Origin of the sequence: Eubacterium ruminantium (genome assembly GCF_900167085.1) — a bacterium.
In the GTDB taxonomy this organism is placed as follows: domain Bacteria; phylum Bacillota; class Clostridia; order Lachnospirales; family Lachnospiraceae; genus Eubacterium_Q; species Eubacterium_Q ruminantium.
This window is the reverse complement of sequence record NZ_FUXA01000008.1, coordinates 128,597-145,814: the sequence shown is the minus strand read 5'-3', so window position 1 is coordinate 145,814 and position 17,218 is coordinate 128,597. Positions and strand designations below refer to the sequence as shown.

Below are 17,218 nucleotides of genomic sequence, written 5' to 3'. Positions count from 1 at the left end.
AGGTCATAAAATGGATGACGATAAGATATTTGATGAAGTACGTGAAGTAGATCTGAAAAAGACTATGGAAAACTCATACATCGATTATGCAATGAGTGTCATCGCTGCTCGTGCACTTCCTGATGTCAGAGACGGACTTAAACCTGTACAGAGAAGAATTCTGTACTCAATGATCGAATTAAATAATGGACCTGACAAGCCTCACAGAAAATGTGCACGTATTGTCGGTGATACAATGGGTAAGTATCATCCACATGGAGACAGCTCTATTTACGATGCGCTTGTTAAGCTTGCACAGGAATGGAATACAAGATATCCACTGGTTGACGGACACGGAAACTTCGGTTCTGTGGATGGAGACGGTGCTGCTGCCATGCGATATACAGAGGCAAGACTTACTAAGATTTCCATGGAAATGCTTGCTGATATCAACAAAGATACTGTTGATTTCATACCTAACTTTGATGAGACGGAGAAAGAACCAACAGTTCTTCCTAGCCGTTATCCAAACCTTCTTGTCAATGGTACAACAGGTATTGCCGTAGGTATGGCAACAAATATTCCTCCTCACAATCTTCGTGAGATAACATCTGCGGCTGTTAAGATGATCAACAACCGTATCGATGAGGAAAGAGAAACAGATATTGAAGAGATACTTGAGATAGTTAAAGGACCTGATTTCCCAACAGGAGCGCAGATCCTTGGTGTCAGAGGTATCAATGAAGCATACAGAACAGGTAGAGGTAAGATCAAGGTTCGTGCCGTTTCAGAGATAGAGCCTATGCAGAATGGAAAGCATCGTATAGTTATTACAGAGCTTCCATATATGGTAAATAAGGCTATGCTCATCAAAAAGATAGCAGACCTTGTAAAAGACAAGAGAGTTGACGGTATCACAGACCTTCGTGATGAATCATCAAGAGAAGGAATGAGAGTTGTTATAGAGGTAAGACGTGATGCGAATCCAAACATCATTTTAAATAACCTTTATAAGCATACTCAGCTTGAAGATACATTTGGCGTAAATATGCTTGCTCTTGTCAATAACGAGCCTAAGGTTTTAAGTCTTCCGGACATGCTTAAGTATTACATTAAGCACCAGGAAGAAGTTGTTACAAGAAGAACACAGTTCGATTTAAATAAAGCAGAAGAGAGAGCTCATATTGTTGAAGGTCTCCTTATCGCTATCGATAACATAGATGAAGTTATAAGAATAATCAGAGCTGCCGCTAATGTTGCCGAAGCAAAAGCAAACTTAATCGAAAGATTCAGTCTTTCAGAAGCTCAGGCTCAGGCAATCGTAGATATGAGACTTCGTGCTCTTACAGGTCTCGAAAAAGAGAAGTTAGAGGCAGAATATAAGGAACTCCTTGCAAAGATCAGTTATCTTAAATCAATCCTTGCAGATGAGAAGATACTTCTTGGAGTTATACGTGATGAAATGCAGCTTATAGCAGATAAATATGGTGATGACAGAAGAACTTCAATCGGAGAAGATGAAGATGAACTTGTTGATGAAGATCTTATTCCGGAAGAAAATGCAGTTCTTACTATGACTCATCTTGGATACTTTAAGCGTACTTCCGTTGATAATTTCCATGCACAGAATCGTGGTGGTAGAGGAATCAAGGGTGTTCAGACACTTGAAGAAGACTTTATCGAAGATATACTTATGACTACTACAAAGCATTATATCCTTTGCTTTACCAATAAAGGTCGAGTATACAAGATGAAGGTTTATCAGATTCCTGAAGCAGGAAGAAATGCGAGAGGAACAGCTATTGTAAATCTCCTTCAGTTAGATCCTGAGGAACATGTTACAGCAGTTATTCCACTTAAGGAATTCAGCGAGAATAAATACCTTATCATGGTTACAAAACATGGTATCATCAAGAAAACACCTCAGACAGAATATGCAAATATCCGTAAGAACGGTATCATTGCCATGACTCTGCAGGAAGATGATGAACTTATAGAAGTTAAGACTACAGATAATACAAGAGAAATCTTCATGGTAACCAAGTATGGTGTATGTATCAGATTTAAGGATACAGATATCAGAAGTACCGGAAGAAGCGCTATGGGTGTAAGAGGTATGAACCTTTCAGTTGGTGATGAGGTTGTTGGTATGCAGCTTTCTACCCAGGGTGAAGCACTTCTTATTGTTTCTGAGAATGGTCTTGGAAAACGTACACTCAGAAAAGAATTCCCTCTTCAGAAGAGAGGCGGAAAGGGCGTTAAGTGCTATAAGATCACTGATAAGACAGGTGATGTTGTAGGTGTTAAGGCTGTAAATCCTGATCATGAAGTTATGCTTATCACAAATGAAGGAATCATTATCCAGATTAAGTGTGATGAGGTTTCAATGACAGGAAGAAATACTTCAGGTGTTAAACTTATGAAGATCGATGCAGACAGCAATGTTTCGGTTGCAGGTATTGCAAAGGTTAGAGAAGAGATTAGAATACCGGGAGTAAATGGTGAAGAACCGGATGAAACAATAAATGAATCTAATAATGAAAATGATTCAGAGATTACAGAAGAAGTTGTTGATACAGAGGTTACGGAAGAGGAAAAATCCGACGAAACCGATGATAAAGAATAAGAATTATAAGAGAGGTAAATATGAACGGTTTTAAAGATAATCTTGAAAATCTTTCAAATACACATAACATAGAAGAATTCTTAAAAGCAGCTGCTTACTGGATCGGTATATTACTTGTAATCTTATTTATTGCTTATGTTTCACTGAAGCTGAATAACTATATTCAGAACAGAAAAAGAAGAAAAACCGGTGCAGAAAAGGACGATTTTATAGGTTAGTGATATGAGAGAATTAGATACATCCATAATTGTAGAAGAAGTCAGTAAATTATGTATTAAAGCTAATCTTTATCTTGCAGAAGATCTTAAAAAACATATAGAGGATTCTGCAAGAGAAGAGAAAAGTAAGCTCGGACAACAGGTTTTGGAACAGCTTATTGATAATATGAAGATAGCCGATGAGAACCGTATTCCTATTTGTCAGGATACAGGTATGGCCGTATTTTTCGTAAATGTCGGTCAGGATCTTCATATTAACGGTAATCTTACAGATGCCATAAATGAAGGTGTTCGTAAGGGATATACAGAAGGATATCTTAGAAAATCTGTAGTTAAGGATCCTATTTTAAGAGAAAATACCAAGGATAATACACCTGCTATCATTCATTATGATATAGTTCCGGGAGATAAGTTGGAAATTACTATAGCTCCAAAGGGATTCGGAAGCGAAAATATGAGCCGACTTTTTATGCTTAAGCCTGCAGATGGTGTTGAAGGCATTAAGAAAGCGGTTATAACAACAGTAAGTGAGGCAGGACCAAATGCTTGTCCTCCATTCGTTGTTGGTGTAGGACTCGGTGGTGATTTTGAGCTTTCAGCAAAACTTGCAAAGAAGGCTCTTACAAGAAATATTTCTGAAAGATCTAATTTACAGCACATTAAAGAGCTTGAAGAAGAATTACTTTCAGAGATCAATCAGCTTGGTATAGGTCCGGCTGGACTTGGCGGAAGTACTACAGCACTTGCTATTAATATAGAGACTTATCCTACACATATTGCGGGAATGCCAGTTGCTATCAATATGTGTTGTCATGTTGACAGACATGCAAGTGTAACACTTTAATTTTTTTAAAGACAGTAGAAACTTTTAGTCAGATGTTTTATGAAGAGCATTAAACATATGCTCGGATTCAGAGCTTTACTATAGTGAGGAAATGAAATGAATAGAAATCTTACAGTTCCGGCAAAAGCTGAGGAATTAAAAGAACTGAGATCCGGTGATTATGTATATATAACAGGAACTATCTATACAGCCAGAGATGCAGCACATAAGAGACTTTATGAAGCACTTAATAATGGCGAAGATATTCCTATTGATCTTAAAGATAATTTTATATATTATCTTGGACCAACTCCTGCAAGACCGGGAGAGGTTATAGGATCTGCAGGACCTACAACTTCAAGCAGAATGGACAAATACACTCCGCTTCTTCTTGAAAAAGGCCTTAAAGGAATGATAGGAAAAGGAAAGAGAAGCAAAGAAGTTATAGATTCCATCGTTAAAAATGATGCAGTTTATTTTGCAGCAATAGGTGGAGCCGGAGCTCTTCTTTCAAAATGTATCAAGAGTGCGGAAGTAATAGCCTATGATGATCTTGGAACAGAAGCAATCAGAAAGCTTTATGTTGAAGATCTTCCTGTCATAGTAATCGTAGACAGTGAAGGTAATAACCAGTATGAAACTGCCGTAGAAGACTTCAAAAAAATGAATAAATAACTTTATTTCCGGGTATAAATAATATTTTTATCAGATGATGCTGTCAGAATTTATTATTTATACCCGGATTATTTGAATGAAAAATAATATGCTAGAAAACATTTATATATGGTAAAATGTATCTATGTATTAAATATATCAAATAGATAAAAATATTGATCAAAATATGATTTATCAACTTCTGTATATTAAAGATTTTGGGATAAGGATAGGAAATTTAGGAAATCCACTAACAGTGGATAAAGTGTTATATTATGGTGTAAGAATGGGGGGAACAGCATAATGGCAGATTCCAAAAAAATCACAAGAAAAGAAATCTATAAAGATATAAAGAAAAAAAGGATAATCGGACCCATTATTTTTCTTACTGTTTCATTGGTTGCTTTGGCATTAATTCTTTATTATTCAGTAACGGGTCTTATAGCATATATTCTTGACAATAAGCTTAATTCCGAATATCAGTATGTTGAATCCATGTATAAAGTTTATGATAAGTCTGCTTCAATTGATGAAAATGAAGTTTACAAATTCCTGGATGAATATAATAGGGATTATTATATTAAAGATAAAGAGGGAAAAGTCATTCATCAAAAGGGTGATATAACTTCAAGTAATAAAAATGAGGAGTTATATATATCCGGTCATGATGAGAACGTTACTGCCTGTATGGATAATGAGGTAGATGTTTTCTATACGAAGGATAAAAACCTTCGAATCAAGCTAGGGGAAATATTAGATATTATCAATGATGAAGATTCATATTCCGGTGTTGTAGTAGCCAGAAGAAAAAAGAAGGTTGATAATCAATCAGTCAAAGATTCGGCGGAGGATAAACCGGCGGGTGAGGATATGGATGATCTGAATGACGATGAAGTCTATGAGATAAATCTTCCGATATGGATGATATACAGATCGGAAAATAATGATAATGTGATGTATGTAAAAGCCATTATCAGCGTCAGGGAGAGAGATTTTATTATATTTATTGTCGTAATCATTCTCATTTCCCTTGCTATGGTTACTTTCTTCATAGCCATGTTTATTAGGATGATCGGTAATATCCATAGGCAGAGAAAGATAACAAATTATTTCTTCAAAGATGTTGTGACAGGCGGAAAAAATTGGACCTGGTTCCTCATTAAAGGTGAGCAGCTTTTAATGAAAAAGAATGCTTTGAAGCAGAAATATGCTGTAGTAAATATAATTCTCCAGAAGTATAGAAATTACTGTTTATGCCATTCCGTAGAAGAAGGTGAGAAACTTCTCCAGAACGTAAATAGGATAATTTCCACGGATATAAAGAAGGATGAAATATGTTCACATAGTACTTCATCGAATTTCGCTCTTATCCTCAAATATGATGATGTTGAGGAATTAAAGAAAAGGATCAGGGAATGGATAGATAGGATTTATGATGAAAATACCGGTCACAGATTCGGTTTCCAGACAGGAATCAGTCTTATAGGAAAGAGTGTTGATGAGTCAGGAAAACCTGTGAAACGTAGGAACTTCAATCTGGAAGATGAGTATAATAATGCATGCACGGCAAGAAATACCCTTCCTGAAGCTGAAGAAAATGGAATAGCATTTTTCGATAATAGCCTTCTTGAGGAAGAAAAGTGGATCGATCTTGTTCAGGAAAATCAGGAAAGAGCCATCAGAAATGAAGAATTCATAGTTTATTATCAGCCAAAATATAATCCTAGAACAAATGAACTTCAGGGAGCAGAAGCTCTGATCAGATGGAATTCACATGAACTGGGATTTGTAAGTCCGGGAAAATTCATTCCTATATTTGAGAAGAATGGATTTATAACAAATATCGATCATTATATGATTTCGCATGTGGCAAAAGATCAGAAGAGATGGCTTGATGAGGGATTAAAATGTGTTCCTGTTTCGGTAAATGTTTCAAGAGCACATTTCGTGGAAAGTGATCTGGCTGAACAGATAAGAGATATTGTTGATAAAGCCGGAACACCTCATGAATATATAGAAATTGAACTTACAGAGAGTGCATTCTTTGATGATAAGGATGCGATGATCCGAACCATAAATAAACTTAAGGAGTACGGATTTTCGGTATCCATGGATGACTTTGGATCGGGATATTCATCACTCAATTCATTAAAAGATATGCCACTGGACGTACTTAAGCTGGATGCGGAATTTTTCAGAGGAGATGAGAAAAACGGACGAGGAAAGATAGTAGTTTCCGAGGCCATAAAACTCGCAAGAAATCTCAAAATGAAGACTGTTGCTGAAGGTGTTGAAGTTAAAGAACAGGTTGATTTCCTGGCCGGCGAAGGCTGTGACATGATACAGGGATTTTATTATGCGAAACCTATGCCGGGTGAAGAATACAGAGAAAAAATGAGTACGGATCCTTCAAAGAATTAAAAAAGAATCATATTTAAATCGAGGATAAGAAAATGAGAAGAAAAAAGATATTATTTGCAGGTATTTGTATAACAGTTTTATTGTCACTTTGCTCATGCGGCAAAGGAAAGAGCAGCAATGAACCGGCAGCAAATGAAATTACAGCAGAGGCAGATAATAGTAATGATACAGCTGATATCGGAGCGATAGATGGCCAAAAATATATAATTGAAAAAGCTAATCTTGAGTTAAATATTCCGGAAAATTGGACAACATATTCCAAAAAAGAATTAGCTGTTAATTATAATGTGAGCGAAGAAGAATTTACCAACGAAAAGCTTACCGAAAGATTTGTAAATAGTGACGGTAGTGATACAAAAGGCGATCCTCTTATTTATTTCGCGCATAATGATGATGTGTCAAAGCCGGAAATGATCAATATCTATCTTACATATGATCTTGATACAAATTCAAAGATTACAGATGAGAACTATGAAAAGAAGATTAAAATAATGGAGGAAGTTTATAAAGAAACCGAAGGCATAAATGATGTTAATGTCATAAAGACTAATTTCCTTGGAACAGAATGTCTGGCCATAGAATATTCTACGGATTATGATGGAAAGACAATGTATGACAGGTTCATTTTCTGGGGCGAAGGACGTTTTAAATATTCTATAAGCATCAGTTCTTATGATAAGGCTAAGATCGATCAGGATATGGGATATTTCAAAAATTTTAAGTAATTTAATTACGATAAACAATAATAAACAACAACAAGTACGATTAACAACAAGTACAATAATAAAATATAATAATCATATACAACAACAAGTAACATAAAGCTCCTTAATAATCTTAAATAATAAATCGGCAAATATTCATAATGTTTGGATAAAATACACAAAAATTCGGTTTGATATCTATCTAAAATTGAGATATAGTATGTAAGTGTGTGTAGAGAATTATAGGTGAGGGATAATTCTCTGCGATGATTTAATTAATTTGAAGGTTAAAAGGAGTAAAGATGGGACTGATTCAGAAGAAACTAGCAGCTACGCTGCTAGCGTTTTTAATGACCTTTTCAAGTCTTGGAAACGTTTATCCCGGAGGCGCCAACGCTAAAGAAAGAGGAGGAACTCCGAAAAGAAATGAATTTGTTGCAACAGCAACAGACGCCGACAGTGCGACGTCCGGTGACGCACTGCAAGAAGGAGAACAGCTTACTATTGATAAGAAAGCTATTGAGAAAGAAGAAGGCACCGGAGCAGAAGCAGACGGAAGATATTTCCTTGAAGACGAAGAACGTATCAGGAATATAAATAATGCTTCTGAAGATGATTTCTATGATATCAATGAATATCTTAATACACATAGGATAAACGTTGATGGTCGTGAATATGATCATGTGCAAAAACTTAATCCAAGCAAAAGTTTTTCACTCTATCTGGATTTTGCATTAAGCAGAATCAATCTTAAAGATCATGGTCTTAATTACAAGTACAAATTACCGGAGCATATCACTATCGGTGATATCGGAAGCGAAGATGATCAGGAAGATCTTCGTAATACCAACGGTAAGATAATAGGTAGTTACTATGTTAAGGATGATATTATCTATATCACTTTCCCGGGCTACTATGACAATGTAGTTGCATTTTTCACATTGAAAGCAGATTGGGATGATGTGGAGAATCTTGCATCGGTACCTATTAAATGGAAAGACGGAGATGAGACCATTTTATTTGATCTCTCACAGTTACATATTTCAAAAAGCCTCACATCTTTTGTTGAACAGGCAAACGGAGATAGTCTTGCCGAGTTCACTGTTATCATGCGTGCTGATAAGGAAAATTATGAAATCAATAATATTACTTTTTCAGACAAATATACTTCAACATATATAAAATTATATAAAGGCGGATACAAAGATTCGCAGAATGCTTCGAAGGATATAAAGGTAAGCGCTTATTCTCAGGACGGTTCAAGAGTAAGCGAAAAATATTATAATTATTCCGATGTCGGAGCTAATGCAGGAGCTAATTCTGCAGAGATGACTATCGATAATATCAGCATTCCAAAGGATGGATATGTTGAGATTAAATATGAAGTTGTTGTTGATAAAAAAACAGCTTTAACTTCTGATGCTACCGGATTATTACCTGGATATGTAAATACTGCCAAGGGTAAATATGTTATCTATGACAAGAACGGATCGCCTCTTACTGATGCTGAATCGGAGGTTGAAGTTGAAGGTATGTTCAGTCCAAGAACAGACTGGATTTATAAGACCAAAGAAGATGCATTTAAGTCAGACGATGAAGAAAATGTTCTTGTTCCTTACACTATCGGTATTAACCGCAGCAGACTCTACAGTCTGGGAGGATCTATAGTTCGTGACGAGATCACAAACTATGAAGAAGGCGGAACTGTAAAATATGATATGACACAGGCTCCGTATGTATCTTCCGATGATGGTACAAATGAAACAGAGAAAACTCTCGAGTGGGTTGTACTCGATGAGGATGTATTTAATAAACTCAGAAGTAATCTTTACAGGGGTTCTGAAAAGACTGCAATGGAGAATATCCTTAACGGAACATCAGCAGATCTTACAGACCTCAGAAATAAGTTAAAGACAAAGCTTGGTGTTGCAAATCTTACAAATGAAAATGTCAGCAGCAAGTTATTTACAAGTGAAAATGCAAATGATTTCTTATGGATCTCGCCTCTCGATGAGAAGCCTACATTCCATCTCTTGCATTATTATACAACAGCAAGTATTACGGATATGGGTAGCAAGAACTCTGCGAGAATGTGGTATACGGAAATAGAAGGTTATCCACGTGGTCCGGGAATAGGATGGATGAATCCATATAAAAAGGTTCTTGAAGTTGATAAGGAAAATTACGGTATCTATGAGGATGGTGAAGGTAATTACTATGTTGATTGGCATATCAGCGTAACAGTTCCGAAGAATTCTCATTTCGACCATATAATTTTATCTGATGACCTTCCTGAGAAGTGGGTATCAGATAGAGAAGTTTCAGACGTTAAACACACAGGTTATTATGGGGATTGGTTCCCGGATGTACCATTTGTCTCATATGACAGAATACAAAACTCAGATCAAAGTGTTGAGGAAACTGCTGAATATGAGTGGGAGATTTCAGATCAGTTATTTACCATATCTTCTGAATCGGCAGATGAAGATGTACAGAAAGTTGTTGAGAACCTTAAGGGTGTATTTGGTGATTCATTAGATACAAGTGATAAAAGAAAGTATGCGATCACAAATAATAACCCTACATGGGAGACAGCATATTTCTCACATTTTTCAAGTTACCAGGGAAAAACATATGTAGCTCCCAATACATTTATGCAGGGATCTTATTTTTCTTTCCTTTATACAACGGATAGAAGTTACAGAGGACAGTATCTTGGAGATCATAATTACAGAGGCTATAACGACACGTTTTTTGCCGATCATTATACATGGACTCCAAAGAATTTAAGATTTTATATCGAAGAACTCCCAAAAAAGAGTGAAGATTATACTATCGATATCAATTACAGGACTCAGATCAATCCTGAACTTATAAAGGCATTGCCTGATTACTGTGCAACAAGCGGCAAGGAATTTTTTGAAAATATCAACTACGTGAAGGCTTATCAGGGAGTTTATGATAAAGCAAAGGGCGGATATTACTATGACCAAAATAAGGAAATTGCCCGTGCTTCAGCAAGCTACTACATCGGTAAGCATGATGTTGAAGCAAATATCCTTAAAAAGATAACTAATTACGATAAGGATAATAAAACAGCAGATTACCTTGTAGAAATCAATCCAAACGGTTCAATGAATTCAGAAAGTGCAGAATATGAATTAAAGGATAAGATTGCCTACTCAGGTGTTAAATTCAATCCGACCAGCATAATACTTATGGATGACAGCGGAAGTAAACCGGGTGTTGACGGCAAAGTCATCTGGAGTAATAACGGAAGCCCTGATTCGGAGTATTCCGGAAGTGATTCATTTATAAGTATTGATGTTGATAATCAGGACAATGGAAGCAGTACTGTTCTGATGAATTTTGATAACAGAACCGGATTTTTCGGTGAATCGGGACAGAAGTTTAAACATATGTACCTGGTATACAGAATCGATGTATCCGGCTGGAATCCACAGGATATCTTAAGTAATGCGGTATATCTCTATAATGAGAAGAATGTTCCGGGAACGGAAACAATAAGCAAGGATTTCCTTGGAAGTGATACAGTAGAATTTGTTGAATCGGATGCTATCACAAAGAAGATAGTTAATGATGCAAAAGAAGAAAATAATTTTACACCTACATTTGAAATTATAGTGGACACCTTGTCACCGGATGCGGGAAATATTTTCAATATCAATGCAGGAGATAAATTCACTATAAATGATGTGATGAGTGATAATCTCACTTTAGAGGCTGATACGGTTAAGGTTCAGTCATTCAATACGACCCAGAAAAGCTGGGAAGATATGGATAAAGGGGATTACAAGATCACATATGATGAAGATAACAGAGAACTTAATATTAAAGTTACTGTTAAAAATACGGCTACAAAGTATAAGGTAAATTATGATGCTATTGTTAAGCCGAATAAAAATGTTCAGGTAATCAGAAATACAGCTAAGATTCTTGAAGACGAGAATGTTAAAGTAAATTTTGAGTCAAGAGTATTTACTAATTCATATCAGTCAGGTGCTAACGCGGAAGCATTCAAGATAAAGCTCAAGAAATATGATGCGGATGAACCGACTAAGTTCCTTAGCGCTTCATTTAAATTATATTATTATGATTCTAAGGGTATGGAATGGAAAGAAAGAACCAACGCATCTTCAAGTGATGGACTTTTCACAACCGATCCTGATGACGGAACACTGACTATGAGCAATGCTATGTGCGGAGAGGATCCTATTCCGGTTATCGCTGACAAAACATGGTATAAGCTTGAAGAAGTAAAGGCTCCTGATGGATATACACTGAAGACAACACCGATTTATTACTATACATCGGTTCAGGGTATCAATCCTACTGTATCAGGCAGCCCTAATGATATAAATATCAACAAAGATAAATACAGCATAATAAAAATAGGCGGAACAGCAACACCGACACTTAGTATTTCCAACTCAAAACTTCAATTTGATATAAAGAAGGTTGATGCGAGCAGTGACGATGTTACTGTACAGGGAGCGGCATTCGCTTTATACAGCGATGAAGCATGCAAGGAAAAGATCGCGGATTCCGAAGAAGTCGAGCCGGGTGTAAACAGATTTTCAGATATTGAGATTTCTGAAAAAATGACTCTTTACATGAAAGAGACAAAAGCACCTGTTGATTATCAGATAGATACAACAGTTTATAAGGTAAATATTGAAGGAAGTCTTATCTCTTCAATAACAAGCCTTGACGGACAGAAGACTCTTGTATTTGATAACAGCGACAATACATATATGTTTAAAAATGCATCTTCAAACGGAAACCTTGTTATTGCTAAATTAATTGAATTTGATGTCGGAAGCATTAGTGATTATGCAGATAATGAATTCAGATTCACAGCAATGATCACTGATGAAAACGGTAATATTTTCCATGATGGCAATGATGAAAAAGCTTTTGATGCCATTTTAACTGATGCGAAGGGTACTAAGACTAAGTCAAAATATTACAGCGGAGATGTTATCTATCTTAAGGCAGATGAAACCTATGCTATTACGGGAATTCCTGATAAAGCAAACTATAAGGTTACTGAGATCGGTGATGACGGATTTAAGACTGAACGTCGTATTACTGACAGTGATGACGTAGATAGTGATATACGTAAAAGAGGCAATGTTGCTTCAGGTACTATAACAGCTTCTGAAACAGATACTGTTACATATATTAATACACCTTACGGATCGATCGAGATTACAAAGAACATGGTTCTTTCGGAAAATCCTGAAGAAACTATGGATATTCCTGACGGACTTACACTTAAAGTAACAGATGGCTTTGCTGAAGATGATTCGAGGGTCGATGTATATGCTATTGCAGTTTGGGATGCAGCTTTAGGAAAGTTCGTAGCAAGTGAAACAAGAAATGGCATAACATTTGATAACAGTATTAAAAACGGATTTAAGATTGGTAATGTTCCTACAGGAAAATACAGAATTTACGAGACAAATGAAGATATAGAAGGATTTAAGTGCAAGATCAGTACCAACAAAAGTGCTGATAGTATTAACGGCAATATGATCCGCGTGTCTGATTCTGTTCGAAGCGGTGGAACAAGAACAACAAAGGTTATCAATACATATTCAGCAGCAATGGATGTAGATATCTCTGCAGGAAAGAGAGTCAGCGGACATAATATCAAAGCAGGTGATTATACATTCCTCCTGTATGATGCAAGTAATGATACGGTTGTTCAGAGTGTAAAGAACGGAAACTTCGGTTCTATCAAGTTTAATACTCTCAAGTTTGAGCAGTTAGGTTCGTATGATTACTACATCAAGGAGCAGATTCCGGAAGAGGCAACTAAGTTAGATGATGGCTCGGGAAGATATATTTACAATGGTACGATTTATGATAACTCAGTAATTGATGTACATATTGATCTCAAAATCGGAGCAGATAACAAACTTGAAAAAGAAGTTACATACAAGAAGAACGGAACGGTTCTTACAGATCAGAATGATGTAAGTTTTTCAAATATTTATGTAGCCGAAGGCAGACTTTCTCTTGAGGGAACAAAAGAGCTCGTGGGAAGAAGTATGAGTGATGGTGATTATACATTCCTTGCCGACATTAAAAAGGTTGATAGTGAAGGAGTGGAATCCACTGTTGCAACAGGAGTAAAAGTAGGTACTTCAAAAGCTGACGGAACTATTGATTTTGACGGAACATATACATCAGGTACAGAAACCGGTGATTATTTCTCATACAGTGAAAAGGATGCGGGATCAAAATATATTTATGATATTTATGAAAAGATACCTGCTGCAACTGATGCAGATTATAAGGCCGGCGTAACATACAGTGATCAGCATTTTGTTGTTGAAGCAACAATCAGCGACAACAGAGACGGTTCGTTAAGTATTGGAAAGAGCATTGAGGATGGAAACGGCAAAACCGCATATGAAATTGCATTTGTTAATAAATTTAATGCCGAAGGAAATCTTAAGCTTACAGCAGATAAGATACTTACAGGAAAAAATCTTACAGCGGATGAATATACATTTGAGGTATATGAAGGCAGTGACGTCGTTGCAACAGGTAAAAATGATGCCAACGGAAATATAGAATTTTCAGATATAAGATTCTATGTGGATAACACAGGTAATACTCCTGTCAGCAATCTCGGAAATCATACATATACTGTTAAAGAAATAATTCCTGATGGTGCTGAATTAAAGAATAATAAATATACATATCAAGGTGTAGTTTATGACAGTACATCTTATACTGTAAGAGTAAATGCTTCTGCAAATGATGACGGAACTATTTCCTTTGATGTTACAGGAGCAGATAAGGTAGAAAATGCTAAAGATACTTATAAAGTAACTAAGAATAGCGGTAGACTGGCAGCATTTGTGAACACTTACCAGGCATATGGAACAGTTAGCCTTTCAGGTAAAAAGACAATGCTTGGAAGAAGCTTTATAGATGAAAATGATTGTATTGTTATCGCTTCATACTACGAGCTTAACAGTGATAGTACCTTAACACCTTTAGCTCTGAATCAGCAGGTCGGTGTACTGAATAGAGACGGAACGATCACATTCCAGTCTGTTACATTAAATGAATCGAGTGTTGGCCATAATTATCTGGTTACTATCAAAGAGTATAAGCCTAGTGATTTCGGAGCTGTTGACAGAGCCGGAGTTACATACAGTAATGAGATTTATTATTTATATTTGAGTCCGGAAGATAACGGCGACGGAACCTTAAATCTCAATGAAAGAATGGTTAACAGTAGTAATGAAGAAGTAAGCAGCGTTGATTTCACCAATAAATATAATGCAGAAGGAAGCCTTACATATACAGCTACAAAGCTTCTTAAGGGAAGAGATATTGATAACGAGCAGTTCACTTTTGATATTTACGAAGGTGAAAAAATCATTTCATCAGGCAAAAATGATGAGAATGGAAATATAACTTTCGACGAAATAAAATTCTATATAGATGGTGAAGAAAGTTATAAGGGTGAACACAATTACGTTATCAAGGAACGTATTCCTGACCCTGTTCCGAAGGGTTATGTATATGATAACAGCACATACAGCATCAGCGTAAATGCAACAGACAACGGTTTCGGAATACTTGAAATAGTTGCAAGCGGTGCGGCTATCGACGATTCAGGACTTACATATAAAGTAACTTTACCTGAAGGAAGAGATGCAAACTTCATAAATGAGTATAGTGCTTACGGAGAGGTTTCACTTGAAGGCAGCAAGGTACTTAACGGTAGAGAGCTTTATGATGATGAATTTTCATTTAAGGCTGTTGAATATAAGGTTGTTGACGGCAAAAATACTGCAACAGGAAGAGTATTTACAGGAACAAATAATGCTAGCGGTAATATCGCATTTGAAAATATAACATTCAGTAAAGATGCTGAATCGGGCGATATGACAGGCGTTTATCACTATGAGATAAGTGAGGTTAAACCGGAAGACAGATCCCTTGGAGGAGTGACATACGATGAGGCGGTTTATACACTCGATGCGATAGTTTCGGATTCCGGAGACGGCACATTGTCTGTCCTTAAAACAATTCGCGACAAGGATGGAATTATAACGGATGATATAGTATTTACAAATAAATACACATCCGAAGCAAATTTCAAACTTGAAGTCGGTAAGGAACTTAAGGGAAGAGACATAGAGGAAGGACAGTTTGAATTTGTTATCCTTGAAGGAGACAACATAGTTTCAACAGGAACAAATGATGATGACGGAAATGTTGTATTTGATGATATAAGATTCTTTGTGGATGACAATGATTCATATATCGGAACTCATAATTATACAGTTAAGGAAGTTATCCCTGATCCTGTTCCTGAAGGATATAAATACGATGATGCGACATATAACATCACAGTTGAAGCAGTGGATAATGAAGACGGAACCATAACTCTTGATGTTACAGGTGCCGAGAAGAATGATACTTCTTACAGATTAACCAAGGATGAAGAAGGAGCTGATTTTGTAAATAAATACTCTGCTGAAGGAGAAATAAATCTCGAAGCATCAAAGATCCTTGAAGGTGCAGATCTTAAGGCAGATGAGTTCAGTTTCAGATTGGAATCTGTTAATGAAGGAAATGATTATATTGATGAATCAACTTGTGATGCATCAGGAAATGTTAAGTTCAATACAATTCATTTTGAAAAGAATGAAGAGAAGGACGAAACAGGAACATATAAATATAAGCTCAGCGAAGTTATTCCTGAAGAAGCCGGACTTGTTCCGGGAGTAGAATATGACAAAGCTGTTTATTATGTAACACTTCAGGTAGAAGATGCCGGAAATGGAAAGCTTAATGTTACAGCTGCTATAACAGATGAAAATGAAAAGGGTGTGGAAAATGTTGTATTTAAGAATATTTACAGCGCATCCGCAGAGGTTTCATTTGAAGGAGTCAAGTCTGTTAAGTTCATAGATCTTGATCTTAAGAAGAGACAGATCTTAGAGAATGAATATACATTCACTCTTGAAGAATATGTTGACGGAGAGTATAAGTCATTATCGGAAACAGGAACAGATAAAGAAGGCAGATTCGAATTCCCTGCTGTAAATTATGACCTTGAGTCAGCAGGAACACATTATTACAGAATCAGCGAAGTTAAAGGCGATGTGGCATACGTTCAGTATACTGCAGAACCTGTTTATGTAATCGTTGATGTATATGATAATGGCGATTCAACAATGTCGACCACAGTGGAATATGTTAAGGCAGATTCTATTGAAGATGTTATAAAGGGTAAGGGCGAAAATATTGATCAGGCCTTATTCGAAAATGTGATCAACGAGACAACCGTTAAGAAGGTTGATGACGACAATAACTTATTGGAAGGTGCATATTTATATATCGTTGATGATAATGGAGAAGTAGTTTATAGCTATACTTCAGGTAAATCAGAGGTAAGAATTTACGGTCTTGAAAGATCGAGAATTTATACACTCAAGGAAGATAAGGCACCGGACGGATATGAGAAGGCTGAGGATATCAAATTCGCAGTCGGAGAATACGGTAAGGTTCTTGTCTATAATGGTGATAAGGTAGTCGAAGCCGATGAACTTGTTATGGTGGATCATAAGGTTAAAACAGCTGTGGACAGCGTTAAGACAGGAGATAGTACAAACCTCCTTCTGATGTTCATGCTTATGATCACCTCCTTCGGAGGTATAGTCCTTATCAGCAGAAGAAAAAAGAATGACCGAAAATAGCATTATTTAAGGTCGTAATGTCAAATGATCAAGTGACC

Annotated in this window: 7 protein-coding genes; all 7 read left to right on the top strand. The window is 36.4% G+C overall.

Annotation, left to right across the window (positions count from 1 at the left end; translation table 11 throughout):
• Positions 1–10 precede the first annotated feature (10 nt).
• The 7 genes from gyrA (at position 11) to B5D25_RS07140 (ending at position 17,180) form a co-directional block, all read left to right on the top strand.
• On the top strand, positions 11–2,605 hold the full coding sequence (gene gyrA / locus B5D25_RS07170; protein ID WP_078787278.1) for a DNA gyrase subunit A: 2,595 nt from the start codon (positions 11–13) through the stop codon (positions 2,603–2,605).
• A 20-nt stretch (positions 2,606–2,625) separates the two neighbouring features.
• Positions 2,626–2,823: a hypothetical protein gene (locus B5D25_RS07165; protein ID WP_078787277.1), complete on the top strand. Its 198-nt coding sequence runs from the start codon at positions 2,626–2,628 to the stop codon at positions 2,821–2,823.
• A 4-nt stretch (positions 2,824–2,827) separates the two neighbouring features.
• Positions 2,828–3,667, top strand: coding sequence for a fumarate hydratase (locus B5D25_RS07160; protein WP_078787276.1), 840 nt, complete (start codon positions 2,828–2,830; stop codon positions 3,665–3,667).
• Positions 3,668–3,763: 96 nt separating this feature from the next.
• On the top strand, positions 3,764–4,321 hold the full coding sequence (locus B5D25_RS07155) for a Fe-S-containing hydro-lyase (protein ID WP_078787275.1): 558 nt from the start codon (positions 3,764–3,766) through the stop codon (positions 4,319–4,321).
• Between the two features lie 282 nt (positions 4,322–4,603).
• Positions 4,604–6,721 carry a putative bifunctional diguanylate cyclase/phosphodiesterase gene (locus B5D25_RS07150; RefSeq protein WP_078787274.1) on the top strand — a complete coding sequence of 706 codons (2,118 nt, stop codon included), beginning with the start codon at positions 4,604–4,606 and terminating at the stop codon, positions 6,719–6,721.
• Positions 6,722–6,753: 32 nt separating this feature from the next.
• Positions 6,754–7,446: a hypothetical protein gene (locus tag B5D25_RS07145; protein WP_078787273.1), complete on the top strand. Its 693-nt coding sequence runs from the start codon at positions 6,754–6,756 to the stop codon at positions 7,444–7,446.
• 281 nt (positions 7,447–7,727) lie between these two features.
• Entirely contained in the window at positions 7,728–17,180 is a 9,453-nt protein-coding gene (locus B5D25_RS07140; protein WP_078787272.1) for a Spy0128 family protein, read from the top strand.
• Positions 17,181–17,218: the final 38 nt, after the last annotated feature.